At 38.9% G+C, this 20,399-nt stretch carries 13 protein-coding genes and 1 pseudogene; 4 read left to right on the top strand and 10 right to left on the bottom strand.

The features are described 5' to 3' along the window. From BUA88_RS01795 to BUA88_RS01780, 4 genes and pseudogenes are all read right to left on the bottom strand, one after another. Positions 1-203: pseudogene (locus BUA88_RS01795) on the bottom strand (IS110 family transposase); the annotation flags it as partial. A 176-nt stretch (positions 204-379) separates the two neighbouring features. After that, positions 380-5,569: a prolipoprotein diacylglyceryl transferase gene (locus tag BUA88_RS01790; RefSeq protein WP_072911704.1), complete on the bottom strand. Its 5,190-nt coding sequence runs from the start codon at positions 5,567-5,569 to the stop codon at positions 380-382. Positions 5,570-5,880: 311 nt separating this feature from the next. Then, the gene (locus BUA88_RS01785; RefSeq protein WP_072911700.1) at positions 5,881-7,779 is read right to left on the bottom strand and encodes a hypothetical protein; all 1,899 of its coding nucleotides are present in this window, start codon (positions 7,777-7,779) and stop codon (positions 5,881-5,883) included. A gap of 193 nt (positions 7,780-7,972) precedes the next feature. Beyond that, positions 7,973-9,313, bottom strand: a complete 1,341-nt coding sequence (locus tag BUA88_RS01780; RefSeq protein WP_072911695.1) for a butyryl-CoA:acetate CoA-transferase — start codon at positions 9,311-9,313, stop codon at positions 7,973-7,975. A gap of 155 nt (positions 9,314-9,468) precedes the next feature. On the opposite strand from BUA88_RS01780, the gene BUA88_RS01775 reads away from it, so the two are divergent. After that, positions 9,469-9,924: an acyl-CoA thioesterase gene (locus tag BUA88_RS01775; RefSeq protein ID WP_072911690.1), complete on the top strand. Its 456-nt coding sequence runs from the start codon at positions 9,469-9,471 to the stop codon at positions 9,922-9,924. A gap of 111 nt (positions 9,925-10,035) precedes the next feature. On the opposite strand, the gene BUA88_RS01770 is transcribed toward BUA88_RS01775, so the two are convergent. Then, entirely contained in the window at positions 10,036-10,245 is a 210-nt protein-coding gene (locus BUA88_RS01770; protein WP_083572342.1) for a hypothetical protein, read from the bottom strand. Positions 10,246-10,404: 159 nt separating this feature from the next. Further along, positions 10,405-12,744, bottom strand: a complete 2,340-nt coding sequence (locus tag BUA88_RS01765) for an ATP-binding response regulator (RefSeq protein ID WP_072911683.1) — start codon at positions 12,742-12,744, stop codon at positions 10,405-10,407. A gap of 144 nt (positions 12,745-12,888) precedes the next feature. On the opposite strand from BUA88_RS01765, the gene BUA88_RS01760 reads away from it, so the two are divergent. After that, positions 12,889-13,836 (top strand): tetratricopeptide repeat protein, encoded by a 948-nt coding sequence (locus tag BUA88_RS01760; RefSeq protein WP_072911678.1) that lies wholly within the window; start codon positions 12,889-12,891, stop codon positions 13,834-13,836. An 8-nt stretch (positions 13,837-13,844) separates the two neighbouring features. Further along, positions 13,845-15,032: a hypothetical protein gene (locus tag BUA88_RS01755; RefSeq protein ID WP_072911673.1), complete on the top strand. Its 1,188-nt coding sequence runs from the start codon at positions 13,845-13,847 to the stop codon at positions 15,030-15,032. A 6-nt stretch (positions 15,033-15,038) separates the two neighbouring features. On the opposite strand, the gene BUA88_RS01750 is transcribed toward BUA88_RS01755, so the two are convergent. From BUA88_RS01750 to BUA88_RS16290, 4 genes are all read right to left on the bottom strand, one after another. Then, positions 15,039-15,479: a MarR family winged helix-turn-helix transcriptional regulator gene (locus tag BUA88_RS01750; RefSeq protein ID WP_072911669.1), complete on the bottom strand. Its 441-nt coding sequence runs from the start codon at positions 15,477-15,479 to the stop codon at positions 15,039-15,041. 53 nt (positions 15,480-15,532) lie between these two features. Then, entirely contained in the window at positions 15,533-15,844 is a 312-nt protein-coding gene (gene trxA / locus BUA88_RS01745; RefSeq protein WP_028246539.1) for a thioredoxin, read from the bottom strand. Between the two features lie 36 nt (positions 15,845-15,880). After that, the gene (locus BUA88_RS01740; protein WP_072911664.1) at positions 15,881-16,747 is read right to left on the bottom strand and encodes an NAD(P)/FAD-dependent oxidoreductase; all 867 of its coding nucleotides are present in this window, start codon (positions 16,745-16,747) and stop codon (positions 15,881-15,883) included. 179 nt (positions 16,748-16,926) lie between these two features. Next, the gene (locus BUA88_RS16290; protein ID WP_072911659.1) at positions 16,927-19,059 is read right to left on the bottom strand and encodes a hypothetical protein; all 2,133 of its coding nucleotides are present in this window, start codon (positions 19,057-19,059) and stop codon (positions 16,927-16,929) included. 224 nt (positions 19,060-19,283) lie between these two features. Between BUA88_RS16290 and BUA88_RS01730 the strand changes: the two genes are divergently transcribed. After that, positions 19,284-20,366, top strand: a complete 1,083-nt coding sequence (locus BUA88_RS01730; protein ID WP_072911654.1) for a PTS sugar transporter subunit IIC — start codon at positions 19,284-19,286, stop codon at positions 20,364-20,366. The last annotated feature ends 33 nt before the right edge of the window (positions 20,367-20,399 follow it).

Here is a 20,399-nt window from a genome sequence, read left to right as displayed (position 1 = left end):
TTGTTTTTATTTAGTAACCACTGCATCCAATTCTTGAAGCTATCAAAACCTTCTCGACTGTTGCTAAACTTAAAAACTTTACCTAGTTCAATGCCTCTCCAATCAAAGGCTCTGGCATAATGTGTAGTACTTCCTATATCAATTCCAACTACCAAAGTTGATTCTTTTACTTGATTGATTCTCTCATTCTGCTTACAATTCATTTGTGGGTGTCTCCTTTGAACAATGATTTTTATTAACCGGCAAGTTAACAATCATTATTCTATGAGAGGCACTCATTTTTTACAAACCTGATATTTTTACCCTAACAGGAATGCTCCCTTTCGGGAGGTGCCTTGTGAGGTATTGATATATGAAATATTAGGCTCTGATAATCTTTTTATTCCTCTTCCTGTTTTCTTGATGACTTGTAAAGTACTAATGAAATACCTGCTGCTGCAACCATTGCAAGCCATACATAATAACAAATACCAAATAATGTTGGGCACTTGTGACAAAGCTTGCATGCTGTAGCTGTAGATGTGAAATCAGCCTTTACTGCCACCTGTGGCTCATCATACATAAGTGCATATGTTGAGAACTGTCCTGTAGAAATAGTGATTGTGTCTGAATCATTATCCTTATCCTCAAGCAATGTGCTGACACCTTCGTGAGCTCTCATAATGTAGTAGGTGTCTGATAAGCCCTTATGAGTTTCAGGAATATCGATTACGATATCAATAGGGTCAACCTCTGTAAGCTGGTTCCAATCGCTGTCATCTATTCTCATAAACATACTGATATCAATGTAATCTGCCATTGCAAGATTTGGTATCTGCTCTGTATATTCAGTCACTCCATCATCGATAACCTGGCGGTCTAATTCAGGAATTGCTTCCTCCTCAAGAGGTGTAAGCTCAACCTTGATTTCAAGGATGCTTCCTGCTGCAACTGCTGCATACTGCTCTTCTGTAAGAATAGATTTTGCAACTGCCTTTGCATCTGCAAGACCTGCATTAGCCTTTGTATTGTCTGAAAGCTCAAGTGTAACAACTACTGCACCTTCGCCCATTACAAGTGCGATTGGTGTCTCCTTAACAGGAACCCTGTCTTCGGCTAATTTTCCTTCCTTTTCCTCTGCCTTAAGCTCTGCCTTTGCTGTTGTTATAGAATCAAAAGGATTAGCTGTCTTAATAATTTCACCACCTGAAGCTTCAAGCTTTTCGAGAAGCTTACCCTTTGTTTCTTCTGTCATATCGCCCCAGATATCGCCCTTGTCAATAATCTTTCCTTTGCCAAGAGTATCTTCAATATCTGTTGTAGCTTCTTCTGTCTCTGTTAATTCAGGAATAAGCTCCTTAACTATAGAGTCATCAGGCTTATAGCTTTCTGTCTTTTCTTCATTTGCCTCCTCTACAGGCTCTTCTACCTTGAGAATAGAAGCTACTGGAGGATAATTTCGCTTTGTTTCAGTATTGTCCTGCTGAACTGGTTCAACCGGCTTTTCAATCTTTACTGTGTAGCTACCTGTCTTTGGTGAAATACCAGGTCTTTCAATTGAGTAATATACTGTATACTCACCTGGCTCAGTAAAGCTAGGAGCTGTTGTTGAAAGCTCACCATCAGGTGTTGTGCTGTACTTAACTACTGCAAACTTATCATCTGTTGTAAGTGGATAGCTATGTGGCTTTCCATCATATTCTGCTGTAGTCTCGTTATTCTCTGGTAAATCAATCTGGATAACATCCTTTGCTTCAACAGGAATTATAATTGTGTATGGATTATAGTTTGCACTATCAACTCTTAAAACTAAATCACCAGCTGTTCCTTCTTCACTTCCTGGATAGCTATAAGTCAGTATCTTATCAGTAATAGTTCCAGTCATGCCTGTATTTACAGCGATATTATTTTCGTCATCACCTTCTGTTACAAGAGTTACTACATCATCTTCTGATAAATCAGCTAAATACTTTTCCAGTGAAACTACAGCATCTTCACATTTCTCTGGGATAAGCATAAGCTTCTCGTCGAATGTGCCCTGATTATTGTCATATCTATTAGCCTTGTTAATTTCAACTGTAAAGCTGCCATAGGTTGTTCTGTATCCAGGCTTAGAAGCCTTATAGTATACGGTATATGTTCCAACGTCTTTCACCATTGCAAGAGCGTTATTGGAATACTCTGAATCATAATCTATGCTATAAGTTACAGTAGCATCTGCAGGATTAATATCTGGTGTACATACAAGAGAACGTCCATCATAGTCTTTTACGATGTTGTGAATATTTGCGACTTCTACTGTATCCATAGTAGTTACAGATATTCCATTAATTGGTTCTGATGCTGGAGTATTCTTTGTTGCTGGAACCATTGTCTTGATGATATATCCAGTATTTCCTTCAAGGTCTTCAAAAACAACTTTTCCTGTATTATCAAGCTTTAACCACTCTCTTCCGTCTATCTCGTTGCCATCTTCATCGTAAATACGATAATTCTGAAGCATCTTTGCAGTATCAGCCTGGTCTACATGTAGGGTAATAGAATCAGCTGTAGTAATAACAAAATCTTTACCTAAGCCTGAAGGCTTATTTGTTGTGTCTGTATCTAATGTACCTGTAATGTCAAGACCTGTTGCCACTGGTCTGTCCATCACTGTGACATCTAATGTATCACTCTCTTCTTCTGCCATTGTGATATGAAGGCTTTTTCCTATAAATGAATAAGGTCCTCCAGCTTCCTTTGGATTATTTTCATCCTCAAGCTTGATACGTCCATTTCCATCAGATGTTATAATATAAGCTACTTCAGTATCTTCTTCAGTATCTACTGTAATTTTATATCTTGTGTCATTATCAAGTCCTTCAATACTGTTATTAAGGTAATTTACACCACCCTTTACTGTAGAAATCTTGCTGAATGTATTAGCAACATCAGGATCAAGACTTGAGTAATAAGAAAGAGTAGTAGATTCTCCTGCTTTAAGTGTGCCACAGTCAAATGTAATTGCTATAGCATCATCTTCATAAGTGTAACCTGTAGTATCTGTCTTACTTGTTCCATATGCATCGGATGTAGGTACCTTAGGCACAGATTTGTCGCTTGCCACCCAAAGATCATCTAGGTATGCACTAGAAGGTGAAAATGATACACCTCTTGATGCTCTTGCTCTTGAGTCAAAAGCTGCAAAGAAAAACGCTTCCTTTGTAATTGCGCCCTTTGAAACAACCATCGCACACTGATCAGCTGTATATGCCTCGTCACTTCTAGGATTACTAATTACTTTGTTATATGTGTGAAATGTGCCACTTACTTCTAGATCCTGGTCAGGATCAAATGAACGAACCCATCTTACGTTTTCAATATCCTTACCAGTATTATTCTCAATAAGTACCTCTGTTATGTAACATAAATCATTTTTATCAAATGATATCGTCATTGTCATTTTAACACCTTCACGTGTTACACCAGTTGTAACAGATTTTAATTTTCCCTCTGAAACAACCGACTTATCAAGTGTTGTAGGTGACTGCTGTGGATTATCCCATGACGCATCATTTCTTTCAGCATTACAATTATTTACTGGTTTTCCATCATAGTAATATGAAAGAATATATCTTTCCTCTGGTGTACCTGGAAGGAAAAAGTCTCCTGTAGTAGCTGCCTGTCCTGATGCAAAACCATTTCCATTTACACTAAGACCAATTTGCTTATCATATTTATGTCCTACTGTAGGATGGAATGTTTCATCAGAAGCTCCCGCTGTACCAAAGGAGCCTGTTTTTGCAACACCAACTTCAATATAATTTCCACCTAGGAAAACATCACCATTATCACTAGCATAGCTATGTGCTCCAACCTCTTCCTGGCTATCAGTAACTGTTATGATATATTCATTTCCATCATCCATTGTGATGATAAGTGTTTCCTCAGTTGAAAATGGATTTACAGATACTAAATACCACTGACCATCTTCGCTTTCCTTAAGTCCACCAGCTCCTGTTGCCTGATTTTCTTCTTCGTATACATATTTACGAGCGTAGAATAACTCTTCATTTGAGCTTACAGCAGAAACTACATTTCCGCTTATCTCTAAACAATCAAGGATTTCAGATAATAAAACGTAAGTATCACCATCCATCACGTACTGTAATCCATTATATGTAAACTCTACTGTATAGAATGAGAAACCTGTTGTTTCTGCTTCTACTGTAGCATTAACACTTTCTGTCTCCAGTTTTTCAGCCACTGGTGCCTGTGGGTTTGCATCAGTAATATGATAAACATCAGCTTCTAGCGCTGTATTCTTTACTTCTTCAAGAGTAAATGAAACCTTTACAGTTCCCTTTGTGTTATCAGGCTGGATTTCATTTCCTAAAGCATCCAAAACCTTAATATCAAAGGTATATGAAGCAGCTACATTTTCTGATTCTCTCTCGTTTTCTACAGCTTCCTCTGCAACTACTGTTTCCTCTGCTGTAGCACGTCTTGCTGATAAAGTTGCTCTTTCTGGGAACACACCCTTATCTGCCTTAACAGTTATCACGACACCATCAACAACTGTGCTCTGCTCAAACTCAACTTCTGCTGCTTTTTCACCAATAATTACTGTGATTGTAGGAATAGCAGCATTAATAGCGAACTCAGTTGATATATTTGCTGTATAAACATATGTTGCACCCTCGATATTTGAATCGAATGCTGGTGCTGTACTCTTAGATTCATCCAGAGTCCATGTAATATCTGTAAGAGTAATATCTGCAGAAGTAGTAATTGTCTCTACTACATAAGTAGGCTGGGCTTCAATTACCTCTTCTTCTGTTGCTTCTGTCTCACCAGAAATAACCTCAGCTGTTGTAGCTGCAACCTCTGCAAATACTCCTGCTTCTGCTGCCTTAGCTGTAATAGCTGGGAATAATGTATCAATAATTAAAGCAACAGGATCAACTGGCTCTGATGCTGGCTCTGATACTGGTTCTGATGCTGGTGCTGATTCAGCTACAGGAGCACTTTCTACAGCAGCTGGCTCTGATACTGCTTCCACTGATTGTGCCTCTGGATTTTCTACAGGAGTCTCAGTAGATTCAATTGCTGTATCAACTGCTGTGTTATCTTCTGCTATACTATCTTCTGCTATACTATCTTCTGTTGTAGCTTCTTCTACAACAGTGTCAGCTTCTGGAACGTCTGTATCAATCTCAGCTTCAGGATTTGCTGCATCTGAAGGAACCTCTGTCTCTTCCTCTATAGCTTCTTCTATTTCTTCCTCTGTTTCCTCGATTTCTTCGGATACTTCTTCAATTTCCTGAAGCTTCTCCTCAGGAATAACCTCTACCAATACGTCCTTATAGGTCTCTAAAGTTGCATCGATTGTACTTGGGAAATTCACGTCACTTTCGGACGCGCCAACAGGAAGATGCTGAACTGCAACATCATCGCTGAGAGATGCAATGTTAGTAATAATGCTCTCTGTACCACCGTTTTCTGCAATAGCTAGTGGTGTTCCAAAGCCCATTGTAAAAACCATGGCGAAAGCAACAACCATTGCAATGAATCGATTGATTTGTTTAGTACTAATATTTGCCCACTTCATATTAATACCTCCGTTCCTAACTACTTTGATATTTCAATACCTCTTTTTTCTGAAAATTCTACGCTAGTGTAATTAAGTTACAGTTTACTCACTCTTTTAAATTAACTAGTCGAATTATAACTTTATTCAGTGGTTATATTGTGTTGTAAATTTGAAATAATTGTGAGTTTCGTAACCATGTATCTCATCCGTGGTATTATCGTCACATTTAAATCAAAAAAAGACTACAAAATCTTATTATCAAGGGGCAAAGCTTTTCAGCTGCCCACGAGAAATACTAAGATTTGTAGCCTTTTATTACTATTAACTATTTAGTTTGTTTGAAATTTGTAAACCACATGTCCAACAGAAGCTGGTGTGGTTTCAGTGGCAAATATTCTTGCCTTTATAGCATATGAAGTATTAGACTCCAGCCCTGAGAATGATAGTTTTCCATCTCCAGTTACTCTGGTCCAGCCAAAGCCTTCTATTTCTTTTCCATTCTCATCACAGATACGATATTCCTGAGCAAACATCTGAACACTTCCAAGAGAGATACTAATATTAATAGAAGTATCACCTACAGAAATCATTTCATTAGAATCTGGAATATCCTGAATATTATATGGACGGGAATTTACATTGACAGTGATTTTTTCACTCTCGCTATCATTCTTTGTAATATTAATAGTTTTACCAGTAAAATCGAAATAATTGCCATTTGTATCTACTCCTGTTAATGTAATATGACCCAAGGCATTAGATTTTATTGAATAAACAATCTCATCGCCTTCAGCCGAAACCATATACTCTGTATCCTGCTTAAGTCCCTCAATCAACTCAGCTATATAATTAAGATTTCCACCGTTTGTAGCAACACCAATGCTTGCTGCATCGCCAACCGAAAACTTAAAGCTAACCACTCCACCATCGGAAACATTGAACCATGACATTGTCATTCCTGCGTCAATCCCCTGTGTTTTTGTGGTTATATTATCAATATATTCTCCGTCCACAGTAATGTTTCCTGTTCCGGAATTAAAGCTGAAATATTTTCTTTCATCATACTGCCCTAACCAGAATTCCAGCTCCTCTGAAGTAATAGGTGTAATCATGAATGCAGGATTACTTCCTAACGCCTGGCTTGATGAACCTGCTCCTACCATGGCAATATTTTCCACCGTATTATCCTGATTCTTGTTAACCTCAATTGCTGCAAAATCTGAATGAGCTCTTGATGTGGAATCATTACCAAGCATGGTGTCACATCCAAACGCAAATGCACTTTGGCCATCTGCCAAGTCAGCGCTTAGATATAACTCATAAGCATTTGTCTCATCAAAGCTGCAAATAAGATCATCCAATTGTGCCGCAGTATGATTCACCTCAGGTGCATCAGATGAAGATGTCACCATTTTCCAGCCCTCTGAATAAGCAGTCTGAACCATATATGTGTTGCCACTCTTGTTATAAAGACCAACTACATCAAATACTGTTCCCTCGGCGTTAATTCCATAAGCTACGGTACCATTACTGATGTACCATGGCATCAGAGGATTAGTCCAGATTCGCCCTAACGAATCCTTCTCAGTTGTGCCCTCACACTTGAACTGTCCAACCACCTGGACCGCCTTGCTCTCCTGGCCATTAATGACACATCTGTACCATCTTCCATCCTTAGGAGTCTTATTTTCAAATGTCTGGCTTGTTTCGCCATCTATATTTGACCAATTAGTCTGATCATCACTGCTCTGCCACTGATATGTTGCATCTGCGATATCCTCAGCTAATTTAATAGAAAGAGTCACGCCCTCTGCCGACTTTTTTCCATATGGATAACCGTTGTTGGAAATTGGCCCTGTAGGAACGATTACCTCTGCTGTTTCCGCTTCTGTCTCATTGTCCTTCAGGTACATTCCATAAACGGTAAACTCTCTAATAGAAGCTTCTAATGCTTCCTGCTCAGACATTACTGCAAAAACACTCTTATTAGCTGGTGTTGTTTCATTAATATCTGCTGCAATAGTATTTGGCAACGCCAGGCTAACAATAACTACCATTATCACCAGCATACCAAATGCATGCTGTAGAATCTTTTTATGGGGCATCAACGCTCGAAAATCTATACGTTGTAACGTACATTTCAAATTCTTTATAAAAACCTTAATAATAATCTTCATCAAATCTATCTTATTAATCTTCTTAATCTTTGACATTCTTTCTTTTGTCATTGAACCCTCTCACATGTAAAAACCGTAAAACAAAAACCTCTGAGATTCTACTTTGTAGTTGTGTTATATTTATGTCCTACTTATGAATATTTTATGTTTGCAATAACGTTATACTCTTATGTGTATTATAAGTAACAAAAAAGACCAGATGAGTCCTTCAACCCATCTGGCCCGTAGTAATTTCTATATTATATTATTTATTAGATCTTCTCCAGATATTCATCTTCTCTGCTTCTGCAATAAGCTCGTCTCTGAAATCTGGGTGAGCGATAGATATGATAGCCTCTGCACGCTCCCAAGCTGAAAGTCCCTTAAGACAAACCTTACCATACTCAGTAACAAGGTAATGTGTGTTAGCACGAGTATCTGTAACGATAGAACCTTCTGCAAGAGTAGGACGAATACGGCTCTTTACAGTACCATCCTTTGTTGTAAATGTAGATGAAAGACATACAAAGCTCTTTCCACCGTTTGAAAGATAAGCGCCAAGTACGAAATCAAGCTGTCCGCCTGCTCCTGAAATGTGCTTTGTTCCAGCAGACTCAGCATTAATCTGACCATATAAATCTACATCAACAGCGTTATTGATAGAAATGAAGTTATCAAGTGCAGAAATCTGACGGATGTCATTTGTATAATCAACAGGTGCACTCATAAGCTCTGGATTCTCATCCATGTAATCGTACATCTTCTTTGTACCAGCACCGAAAGCATATGTCTGACGGAAGCGGTCGATGTTCTTCTTAGCACCAGTAATCTTGCCAGCTTTAGCAATGTCAACGAACGCATCAACGTACATCTCTGTGTGAACACCAAGATCCTTAAGATCTGACTCAGCAATCATAGCACCAACTGTGTTAGGCATACCACCGATACCAAGCTGTAAGCAAGCACCGTTTGGAATCTCCTCAACGATAAGTTTTGCAACTGCCTTATCAACGTCTGTAGGAGCTCCGCCTGCGCCCATCTCTGCGATAGCTGGATTGCTGCCCTCAACGATAGCATCAACCTTAGAAATGTGAACGCCCTCTTCGAAACCACCAAGACAACGAGGCATGTTCTCGTTAACCTCTACGATGATGTGCTTAGACTTCTCAACTGCAGCCATAAGATGTGATGCATTAGGACCGAAGTTGAAATATCCGTGATTGTCCATTGTTGTAGTCTGAATCATAAGTACATCGTTTGGCTCGATGTGTTCTCTATAATATCTAGGAAGCTCAGAGTATCTGATAGGTGCATAGAAAGAGCATCCTCTAGCGATAAGCTTTCTTTCAATACCACCCATGTGCCATGAATTCCATGTAAAGTGCTCGCCAGCATCCTCGCGCTCAAAAATTGCTGGAAGCTTCATTAAGATACCACCGCGAACCTTAATATCTTTAAGCTCGTCTGTGCGGGCTGCAAGTGCCTTATCTAAAGCATCAGGTGTGCCTGTGCACCAACCGTAATCAACCCAGTCACCGCTCTTTACTACCTTTACAGCCTCTGCTGCTGTAGTAAGTTTCTTCTTATACTCAGCTTGAAAATCCATAATAACCTCCGCTCGTTAAAAATTTATCAATTTCTTTATATTTTAACACTTATACAATCTCTATTCAACGTCTTTTATTTCACTAAATTTTTTAATCGATTTTTAATTCTAGTGATATAATATCACTTAGAAGAAATATCATCAGGAGGTAAACTATGGCAAAACAAGAAATTGAAGTTGCTGGTGCGAAAAGGCAGATAAAGATTACCCCTTTTGAGCATCACACAAAATATCATGAGACAGATCAGCAGGGCATTATCCATACATCCAATTACGCAAACTGGCTTGAGGATGCCCGCATGGATTTGATGGAGCAAATGGGACTTGGATTCAGGCAGATGTTAGACATGGAAATCAGCTCACCTATAGTTTCATCTTCTATTGAACACAGAAGCGCCATTAAGTTTGATGAAACTGTCATTATAGATACAAAGCTCATTTCATATGATGGACATGAAATGGAAATCGCTTATCGTATATACGATAAGGCTACCGGCGAAGACAGAGCTGTTGCACGCACCGTGCACTGCTTTGTAAACAAGGCGGGCATTCCTATTTCCATGAAGCGTGCGTATCCGGAATTAGATACGAAATTCTTTGAATTTAAATAAGCCAACCAGTAGGCAACAAGCTCTAATATTTCTAAAGTGAAGCTTTCTTCAGCTGAACTTAGAAATCATTAGGCTTGTAGCCGTAACTGGTTGGCTTTTGTTATTCTTAGATTATCCTTTAGCTCCGATTTCCATTAAGAGACGAATCAATTCAATATCTGACTCTTGGACACGAAGATTAGTCTCCACACGCTCGCCGCTAGGATCAGTAACTGCCATCTCAATTACTGTACCTGGTGTCATAGCTTTTCCCTGAATAGCATGGAAAAATGGTACAAGCTTTGGATGATTACTATTAAATGTCTCCGCCGCAGACTTCACTTTAAATAAATCAGCTGGATTAAATGCAATGGTTTAATTTACTCCTATTTATAATCCGCTAGTTACATTCACAAGCATTAGTATTTCTACGCTCAGCTGAAGAAAGCTTCGCTTAAGAAATCTAATAGCTTGAGAATTACTAGCTCACTTAATTAATGCTTAAATTATATACTTACGTATGAGCTTACGCAACTCCTCTTCCTTAATTGGCTTGGCGATATAGTCGGTAAATCCCAATCGCTCGTATTCTTCCTTTGCGCCTACTACCGCATTTGCGGTTTGCATAACCAGCGGTGTGTTGCTATTAGGATTATCTTCCATGGAATCAATAAGTCTCTTCAACTCAATTCCATCCATGCCAGGCATCAAATGGTCAATAAAGATAATGTCGTACTTGTTTCTTCCAATCTTTTCAAGAGCCTCTGTTCCGCTTATAGCTGTATCTACTGTAATGTCTGTGTTGCTCAATAGCACAGAGAAAACTCGAAGATTAATTGCAACATCATCAACAACGAGAATTCTTCCAAGAACATCAAATACTTCATGACGATCAGCAACACGACGGTCTCCATTTGGTCCCATTGAAAACATTCCGCATGGTTCCACTGAGCGAATCTCCTGAGGAATCATTACTATAAATGAAGACCCCTTTCCAAGCTCAGATTCAACGGAAATGGTACCTCCCATCAAATCAACCAACTGCTTAGTAATTGTAAGACCAAGTCCAGTACCTTCAATTCTCTTCTTATTAAACTCGCCGACTCTTGTAAATGTATCGAAAAGATAAGGTATATTCTCCTCAGCCACACCAATACCTGTATCAGTAACAGTTACAATCAGCAAAAGCTTGCCTTCTGATATCTTGCCCTGAACAGAAAGAGTAATTCGCCCCTCAGGTGTATACTTAACTGCATTGGTCAACAGATTTGTTATTATCTGGATGATTCTTTCCCTGTCGCCACGAAGTCTTGCTGGCAGGACATCGCTCATGTCTACCTCGAACGAAAGTCTGCTGGCCTTAGCTCTAGGACGAGCCAGAGAATAACATTCTCGAATCATATCCATCAAATCGTAGTCTTCTGGGACAATTTCAATCTTTCCAGCACTAACCTTTGCAAGATCCAATACCTCGTTAACAATTCCTAATAAGTAATTACCGGCACTGTTAACATCTCTTGAATATTCCAAAATGTGCTCATCTTTGCTCTCTCTCAGAATCATTTTATTCATTCCAAGAATTGCATTGATAGGTGTTCGCATTTCATGAGACATTCTTGTCATGAATGCTGTGCTGGATTCCTGAGCCTGTACTGCCGCATACATTTCTCGCTCAGTATTTCTGATATCCTTCAAAGCACGGAAGTATGCCATGATTATCAGGAACAGCAAACCAATTATTAAATACAATGAATGAATTTTTGTCGGATGCAAAAATGCGTAGTCGCACATCTGCATGATACCCATAATTATCGCACCACAAATACCGATAAACTCAAGCCAGTATGAGTTAACTCTTCCATGAATAATATCAGGAATAACCGTAACAATATACGTAATCATGGTTAATCCAATAGAAACAAATGCAATCGGCAATATTCCACTCAAATCTGTATCGTTGAAGAACTGAAGCAAAATGGCAATTCCTGCACTGAACTCTTCAAGCACTGCAAGTCCCATATATAAAGCTCGGTATCTGCCTTCCTGCAGACGGTCAAAATATAGTGCCACCGTGTACGGCAACATTATCAAACTCAAATATGTCATGTAGGACAGTAACGAAAAATTAGGCACAAAGAATTGCCTGCAGTCTGTTTCTGCCAATGACCATAATGAAGCACAAATCATTGCCCATCCAATAAAGAACAATGGCAATGTTTTTCTGTATGCGATTTTTACACTAACACCAATAATAAATGCTATAACACCAAGTACCAATAAGAATAATGTAAGTAGTAATGTGTATCTCTCACGATTGTAGACATACATTACTATACCAACCTGGGTACCTACTATGAACTCATCCAATACTCCGGAATAATTATTATCGCCGGAAAGGACAATTTTTATTGTCTTGCCTTCATCTGATGGATGAAGCGGAATGAATACCATAGTTCCCGGTGTGTTGCTTCCTAATACTCTGGTAGATTTGGTAGAAAACGAATATCTTAATTCATCACCAATATAAGCATCCACATCCTGCTTATTAGAATTGAAGCTTAAAAAACAATCCCTGTCATCCCAAACATCAAGCTTCTTTCGTAGTACAAATTCATGGGAGCCTTCTGGCTCATAATTTCCTGGAAGCGTAATGCTCTCTGCACTTCCGTCCCAGCGGATTCTCTCCCAACCATCACTGTATTTTTCAACTGTTAAATCTGTGTAGGTTCTCTCGTCTGGTAAGGTAAATTCTCCGATAAATATCAATCCAATTGCGAAAGTAAATATTCCTAAGCCGACAATTAAAATCAAACCATATAGAAAACTACTCGTCTTTTTCATAATAAAAATCCCCAAATTTATACATAATATCAATATATAGTATAAATTTTTGACTGCGAATAAACAACAATTTACGAAAATTGTCACAAAGTTTTCTTATACTTATAACATATTGAATTGTGGGTTTCTTCACAGGAGGTCATTATGGCAAGTTCAGAGCAAATAGCAAAAGAATATTATGAAAAAGGAATGCACTTAATTCATGTTAACAACATAGAGCTTGGAATAGACAATCTCAATATGGCTAAGAGTATTTACGAGGAAATAAACGACTCCACGAATTACATTATGACTCTCCGTGGCTTAGCCATCGCCTATGGAATTATGGGCTACGATTCAAAAATGCTCTACAAGTGCCTTAATGCCTTTGATTATCTGGATAAAAACCGTATTCGCGGCGCAAAGCATTTCTTCTATGCAACAATCTGTAACAGATATATGTTGCTCGGAGACTACGACAGTGCTATTAACTATGGAAAAATGGCTATGCAGGATTTGGAGGATTATGGAGATTCTTTCAGTAACAAACCGCACTCCTATCTAGTAGCCTGCCTGAATCTGGCCTATTGCTACTTACAGACTCATCGTTTTAGTGACGCTGAAACATATCTTAGAAGAGCCAGTGATATTGCCGCGAAAAACGACATGCATTATCACGATTTTAGTTTGACGATATTGAATGCAAACTTACATCATCAGATGGGGGATAATCAGTACGTCTATGACCATCTCGATGACCTTGCTGGTCTTATGAAAGATCCATCCATTACTATTCACGATTATTTAGAGGATTTGAAATTACTGGTAGATACCTTCTGCAGTATGAAAGAATTTGAAAGAGCTGAAGCCGTAGCCAAGAATCTCGAATCTTCTGCCACCATCTCTGATAATTACCACCTAAAGCTTGAGACTGCAAAGCTATACATGGATATTTACAAGAAAAGTGGCAACACTGAAAAATACCACGAGGCTTGCGTAAAGTATGCCGAAAATGACATCGCATATCAGAAATCCCAGGCTGCCAATCACCTGGTTGAGATGGACACTTCGATTGCATTGTCTATTGCAGATACTCCACTAGAATTACTATAATATTTTTTATGAAAAAGAAAAAATTAGGGATAATAATTGTTGTGGTACTCGCTCTGGCCATAATCATCAAAGCAGAGCTGAATTATAATCCTTCAGCAAGAATACTCGCCTCAGTTATTCATTTTTCAGAGAGCACTTTGAATAACCCAGATTATCTGGCTTACAATATTGATTTGAAGGATTTGTTTAGAAATTACACAAATGCAGATATCGATTACTCTGGAAATGCCTACATCAAAAAATTAAAGGGATTCCCATATTCAATCAGTGGCGGCATCAAGGGTCAGCGTTCTGCTTCTCAAAAGAAGTTCTCTTGCAAATCTAATCTGGACGTACTCGTTTTAGATGTAGGGGAAATGGATGTATATGCTCAGGATGAGACTGTATATCTTGTTGCACCTCTACTTGGTGGTATCTCCTACGGTTTTGACACAGGCTCAGACTTATTTCCAACTGCGCCAAATCTTAATAACGATATCAACCACGAATGGTTCCACCAGAACAAACGTAACATCTATGAGTTCGTTAAAAAAATTCAGATAGAAAAAACAGACGTTATCTTCGTAGATGAAGATGGTACGGAAAGCAACGAATTCAGAATCACCATTCCAAAGGGCGAGGGCGATTTCATCTGGCAGCTTTTAGGTATGGATGCTCCAGATCACGATATAAAATGCTCTCTCTTCCTAGACAGATTTAATCACACCAGAAAGATAACATTTGACCTTTCTTACAAGACACCTGGAGCATACATTTCCATCGTTGGTAAGAACTTTAACAAAATTGAGATTTTTGCTCCTCTTCCTGATAATGAAAGAGTCGTTGCCACAATCAAGCGTAATGGTCAGACCAATTACACTAATTCATTTACCAATAACATTACCTACATTACAGATACAGGTAGCAATTATTCTATGGATTTTAATTTCTTAATGAATTATGTTGATGATGGCATTAAATTCGAGGCCACAGATGTTAGCGTAACTCAAGACAGCACCGTTCTTACAGAAGGCTATATTAACGGCACCATTTCAACTAAAGAAAACATGGGTGATGTTTTTGAAAATGCACATGCAGATTTGTCTGCTGTCACTATCATTGATTGGGATAGAATAAAAAATGACACCGCCTCATTTGTAGACGATGTCATTTCTCAAGCTCGTGAAAATGTAGATGTTTTAAACTTTTTTGATTAGCGATTCTTATTCATGTTCCATACTATCAAGAATCTTGTAAAGCAATTTATATAACTGCTCAGATTCTTCTGGAGATAAGCACACACATTTGCCCATTTTAGCAGGTATCGTAGATGCCTGCTTTTTTAATTCCTCTCCATCCTTTGTCAAAGTAATAATAAGATTTCTCTCATCGTCCTTTGATCTGCTACGCTTAACATAACCCTTCTGCTCCAACTTCTTAAGCACAGGAGTCAATGTACCTGAGTCGAGGAATAATTTGTCTCCAAGAGCCTTTACTGTAATCTCCTTTTCCTCCCATATTACCATCATAGTAATATACTGAGTGTAAGTAAGGTCGATTGGATCGAGAAATGGCTTATATCTCTTAACAATCTCCTTTGAACAGGCATAAAGCGGAAAACATAATTGATTTGAAATTTTTAAGCAATCATACTTATCACCCATTATCTATCACCTCATTGTTTAATAATTTTTTCTGAGCTTAATTAAGGAAAATTTTAAAGATTCTTTGTTACAAAGTCCTTAAGGGCATCCTTTGGAACAAAGCCAACATTCATGTCTACCTTCTGTCCGTCCTTTAAAATAACTACTGCAGGAATGTTCATAATTCCAAATTCTTTTGCTAAATCTGGATTTTCGTCAGTATCGATGCTGTAGAACTTTGCATCGTCAGCCATTTCTTCAGAGACCTCTTCCAAAACTGGGCCAAGCATCTTACATGGGCCACACCATACAGCATTAAAATCTAAGACTGAAACTCCTGCCTTATCCATTGAATTAAACTCATCTGTTGTAATCTTCTTTACCATAATAATAAAACTCCTTTCAAATTTAATCAATCACAATTAATTGTTCTTTACACTATTAAGATATGACACAGCTGAAAGCGCTGCAACATTTCCTTCACCGGCAGACTTAATGTACTGATAAGGCGCACCTGTAATATCTCCTGCTGCAAACAATCCTTTGATGTTTGTAGCCATAGAACGATCAACCTTAATATGGTTACCATCCATCTCAAGTCCTGGAACAAGCTGAGATGGAGCAATCTGCTCTCTCAAAATAAATATTCCATTTGCTGTAAATGATGAATCCTTGGCATTTAAAACTGCCTGTCCATCCTTCATTTCAATTGATTCAGGCTTAACATCTAAGGTAACCTCGATATTTCCACCTAATGAACCTGCATATTCATACTGTGGAAGATAGTAAACCTTCTCAGCTCTCTCTGCCAAAAATTCTGCCTCTGGCTCATCTTCTGCACTGTAAGCAACTATAATAGCAGTCTTTCCTTTGTAAAGAGCTGCATCACAGGTTGCACAGTAGCTGACGCCACGGCCAAGATTTTCCATCTCTCCTGGGAATGGCTTCATTGCTGTCATTCCAGCCGCAACAATTACAGTGCTTGCTTCGTAATCTCCATTGTGGCACTGAATTGCGAAATACTGTCCCATAGAGTAAATTGCGTTTACTTTATCCTCTGTAATCTCAACACCCATCTTTGTGGCGTGATCTAAAAATGTCTTCGCCATATCCTCACCAGCAATATCTGGCAAGCCAAGATAATTCTGAATGGTGTGAGCTTTTGAAACCTTATCAGATGAGCCCTTTCCTCCTAAAAGAAGAACTGACTTATTTCTAACCTTTGCTGTAATAGCTGCCTCAAGACCTGCTGGTCCAGTACCTATTATTGCTACATCGTACCTTTCCATATTATATACCTCCATTGACATCTCGATTAAATTGCGTACAACTATTTTCTATGATTGAATTGTACGCAATTAAATTGTTTTTGTCAACAGTTTTTTCTTGATTTTAAAAAAGAGGCTTAAGGACTTGATATCCCTAAGCCTCTACCTATTATATTATCAATAATTGAATATTTTGTTAATTATTTCTTTTTGACGAACACAATAGCTATTGCAATACCACCAGCTGCAATAATGCAAAGCAAAGTAGCCCAAACCCATAATAATGGATTGCTCTTCTCTGTAGAAAGAGGTACTGGTGTGTCTTCGATTTCCTCTTCCACTGTTGATCCCTTAACAATCTCTTCCTCTGCAACTGAAGTATCATCTGTAACTTCTTCTGTCTCTGAAGTTTCCTCTGTTGGCTCCTCATCATCTGTAGCAACAGAAGCTGTCTTCTTAACAGACTTCTTATTTAAAGAAGATGCTGCATTTATTACCTCAACCTCTTCACCAACTAAGTCCTCTGTGCCAGGAACACTTGTAATAATATCAACTGTACCAACATGGCTTAATGAACTAGACGAGCTAGCTGAGCCAGATGAACTATTTGATGAAATTGTTCTGTACTCATCAAACTTATCTGAGGCTGAGCTGTTTGATGCATCCTTCTTCTTGAAGAGCTTTGAAATATCAAACTTAAGTACCTTTGCAATTGTATCAGTAACCTTCTTACCTGCCACATACACTCTGCTTCCAATATATCCTGGAATATCCTTCATGCTCTTAATAGAATTCTTAACAGCACCTGGATAATCAATCTGTGTATCGATGCTTACAACGTTATTTGTGAATGGATTTTCAAATGAAGTCTTGATAGGTGTACCAGAATTAACGTAATACTCTGTCTTAACCTTGTTACCATTCTCGTCTGTCTTTGTACCATACACTTCATTCCATGCACCAGCTGCAACTGTTGTGCAGTTGTGAGTAAACTCGTTGAAATAGCTGTGAGAGCTGAAGTAATTAAGCATAACATTTAATTGCTCTTCTGTAGCTTCTTGCTCAACAATTTCATTTGGTCCCTGGTCATATGCATATTTCTGATTGTAAAGCTCTCTGTTAATCCAAACTCCACCCTCAGTTTTTTCATTTATAATATGATCAAAGAATAACTCGCCTTCTGTCATTAAGTATGGAATGTAGTCATTAATGATTAACTCTTTTGCATTAGACATTCCGTAGTTTCCGATAGAAACATAATCGCCACGGTTTAATGTAACATATCCACCCTCATGATGAGCGTGTGTCTGTTCAACATACATGCCATCTGCTGCAGCCTTTCTAATGGCTTCATTAGCATCAGTCTTCTCTGATTCCTCGATTTCTGCAAGTGTACTTCTCCATGAAACCACACTATCGCTACCGTCTTCGCTGTCGCAAGCAGCATCTAACAAAGCTTTCTTATCTGGATTAGTGATGTAGTATCCATAAAGATTATCAATGTTAATCTTGTTGTCATTTACATAGCTTGTGTAAACAATGTAAACATGACCATCATGGAAATCCTTTGAATCGTCATGACGAGCTACAAGTCTAACATTCCCAACAACACCGCCAAGTAAGCCTCTATGCCACTTGTCTGTATCGTCGTTGTCGCTGATACCGTCATTATCAGTATCTGCCTTACAAGGGTCTGAAGACATAATTGCATATAATGAACCGTCTTCTCTTTCCTTAATAACAACCTCCTGACAATTTATCAGACCGTCGCTATCTAAATCGTTTGAGCTCTGAACATGAAGATATGAATAATCTCCAAATACTTTCTTTCCTGTCTCAGTGAGAATCTGGCCTTCGCAAAGCATCTTTGTGTATAAATCGCTGATGCCGTCGCCATTGAAATCCTCATCTGCCTTTGCTTCAAGAAGCTCAAGCTCCTCATCATTTAAGAGTTCTTCTTCAAGTAAATCTTCTTCGCTCTTTTCTGCTGGCGTCTCTTCTGCTGGCGTCTCTTCTGCAGGTGCCTCTTCCGCAAGTGCCTCTTCTGCAAGTGCCTCTTCTGCTGATTTTTCTTCCTCTACAAGAGTTTCTTCTGTGTCATCAGTACTTTTAGAAAGATCAACAGTTACTTCTGTAGTTTCATTATCATTTGTATCATCTGATGGCTCAGCAACATCTGTCCGCTCAGCTGTATCAGCTGCCTCAGGTGTTGCCTCACCCTCTACTAATACCTGATTGTCCTCTTCTTCAGCTATCGCAGACATAGGAATAAGTGCCTGAGTAGCAAGTACACCTGCGATTGCCAAAGAGGCTGCTTTATAGCGTTTTTTCACTAATTATTCCCTCCCTTGAATATAAATCCCACGGTAAGAATTATATCATATAACTATTCTTTAATAAACTAAATCATCAAAAAGTAGTTTCCATTTGTAGAATAAGCCTCATGCTGGTGAATACGCGGCTTTCCTTTCGATTCCTAACAATCAAATATAGATTGTGAACATCCAATTTTTCATATAAAATATGAAGGTAATTTGTTTAAGGAGAAGATTCTATTATGAGAAAATTTTTGAAAAGAAAAAACATAGAGATATCAGTTAAACGATATCTTATTGATGCTCTTGGTGCCATGGCACAGGGATTATTCTGCTCCCTTTTGATTGGTACAATCATCAATACAATAGGAGCTCAGTTCCACATTGCTATGCTCACTACACCAGTGGCTACGGTTGGCGGAATTGAATACACAGTTGGTGGTCTTGCGGTGGCAATGAGCGGTCCTGCTATGGCTGTTGCAATTGGATATGCTCTACAGGCTCCTCCACTTGTGCTATTCTCACTTATATCAGTTGGATTTGCTGCAAATGCCCTTGGTGGTGCCGGCGGCCCACTTGCAGTATTGTTCGTTGCAATTATCTCTGCAGAGATTGGTAAAGCTATTTCAAAGGAGACAAAGATAGATATTCTTATAACTCCACTTGTCACAATCGGTGTGGGTATTTACCTTTCAGCATGGTGGGCTCCAGCTCTTGGAAAAGCAGCAAGCTCTGTTGGTACACTTATTATGTGGGCTACAACAAAGCAGCCATTCCTAATGGGTATTCTAGTTTCAGTAATCGTAGGAATTGCCCTTACGCTTCCTATTTCATCTGCTGCAATATGCGCGGCCCTTTCACTTACTGGTCTTGCTGGTGGTGCTGCCGTAGCAGGCTGCTGTGCACAGATGGTAGGCTTTGCTGTAATGAGCTTTAATGAAAATAAATGGGGTGGACTTGTTTCACAGGGTATCGGTACCTCAATGCTTCAGATGCCAAACATCATCAAGAACCCTCGTATTTGGATTGCCCCAATCCTCTGCTCTGCGATCACTGGACCTATTGCCACCTGCATCTTCAAGATGGAAATGAACGGTGCTGCTGTTTCTTCAGGAATGGGTACCTGTGGACTTGTTGGGCAAATTGGTGTGTACACTGGATGGGTAAATGATATTGCCGCTGGCACAAAATCAGCTATCACTACAATGGACTGGGTAGGTCTCGTACTTATCTGCTTTGTACTTCCTGCTATAATCTGCCCTGCTATCAACAACTGGCTCAAGAAAATTGGCTGGGTAAAGAGTGGAGATATGAAATTAAGTTAATATCGCATATACGAAAGCAGGGCGCCCAAAAGC

It is taken from the genome of Pseudobutyrivibrio xylanivorans DSM 14809 (genome assembly GCF_900141825.1).
Classification (GTDB): Bacteria; Bacillota; Clostridia; order Lachnospirales; family Lachnospiraceae; genus Pseudobutyrivibrio; species Pseudobutyrivibrio xylanivorans.
This window is presented reverse-complemented; position numbering and strand designations above follow the sequence as displayed.

Coding starts and splice junctions, on each gene's coding strand:
- BUA88_RS01780 (WP_072911695.1), bottom strand. CDS start 9,313: ATGGATTTTCAAGCTGAGTATAAGAAGAAACTTACTACAGCAGCAGAG.
- BUA88_RS01740 (WP_072911664.1), bottom strand. CDS start 16,747: ATGGAAAGGTACGATGTAGCAATAATAGGTACTGGACCAGCAGGTCTT.
- BUA88_RS01765 (WP_072911683.1), bottom strand. CDS start 12,744: ATGAAAAAGACGAGTAGTTTTCTATATGGTTTGATTTTAATTGTCGGC.
- BUA88_RS01760 (WP_072911678.1), top strand. CDS start 12,889: ATGGCAAGTTCAGAGCAAATAGCAAAAGAATATTATGAAAAAGGAATG.
- BUA88_RS01785 (WP_072911700.1), bottom strand. CDS start 7,779: ATGACAAAAGAAAGAATGTCAAAGATTAAGAAGATTAATAAGATAGAT.
- BUA88_RS01790 (WP_072911704.1), bottom strand. CDS start 5,569: ATGAAGTGGGCAAATATTAGTACTAAACAAATCAATCGATTCATTGCA.
- BUA88_RS01750 (WP_072911669.1), bottom strand. CDS start 15,479: ATGGGTGATAAGTATGATTGCTTAAAAATTTCAAATCAATTATGTTTT.
- BUA88_RS01755 (WP_072911673.1), top strand. CDS start 13,845: ATGAAAAAGAAAAAATTAGGGATAATAATTGTTGTGGTACTCGCTCTG.
- BUA88_RS01730 (WP_072911654.1), top strand. CDS start 19,284: ATGAGAAAATTTTTGAAAAGAAAAAACATAGAGATATCAGTTAAACGA.
- BUA88_RS01775 (WP_072911690.1), top strand. CDS start 9,469: ATGGCAAAACAAGAAATTGAAGTTGCTGGTGCGAAAAGGCAGATAAAG.
- trxA (WP_028246539.1), bottom strand. CDS start 15,844: ATGGTAAAGAAGATTACAACAGATGAGTTTAATTCAATGGATAAGGCA.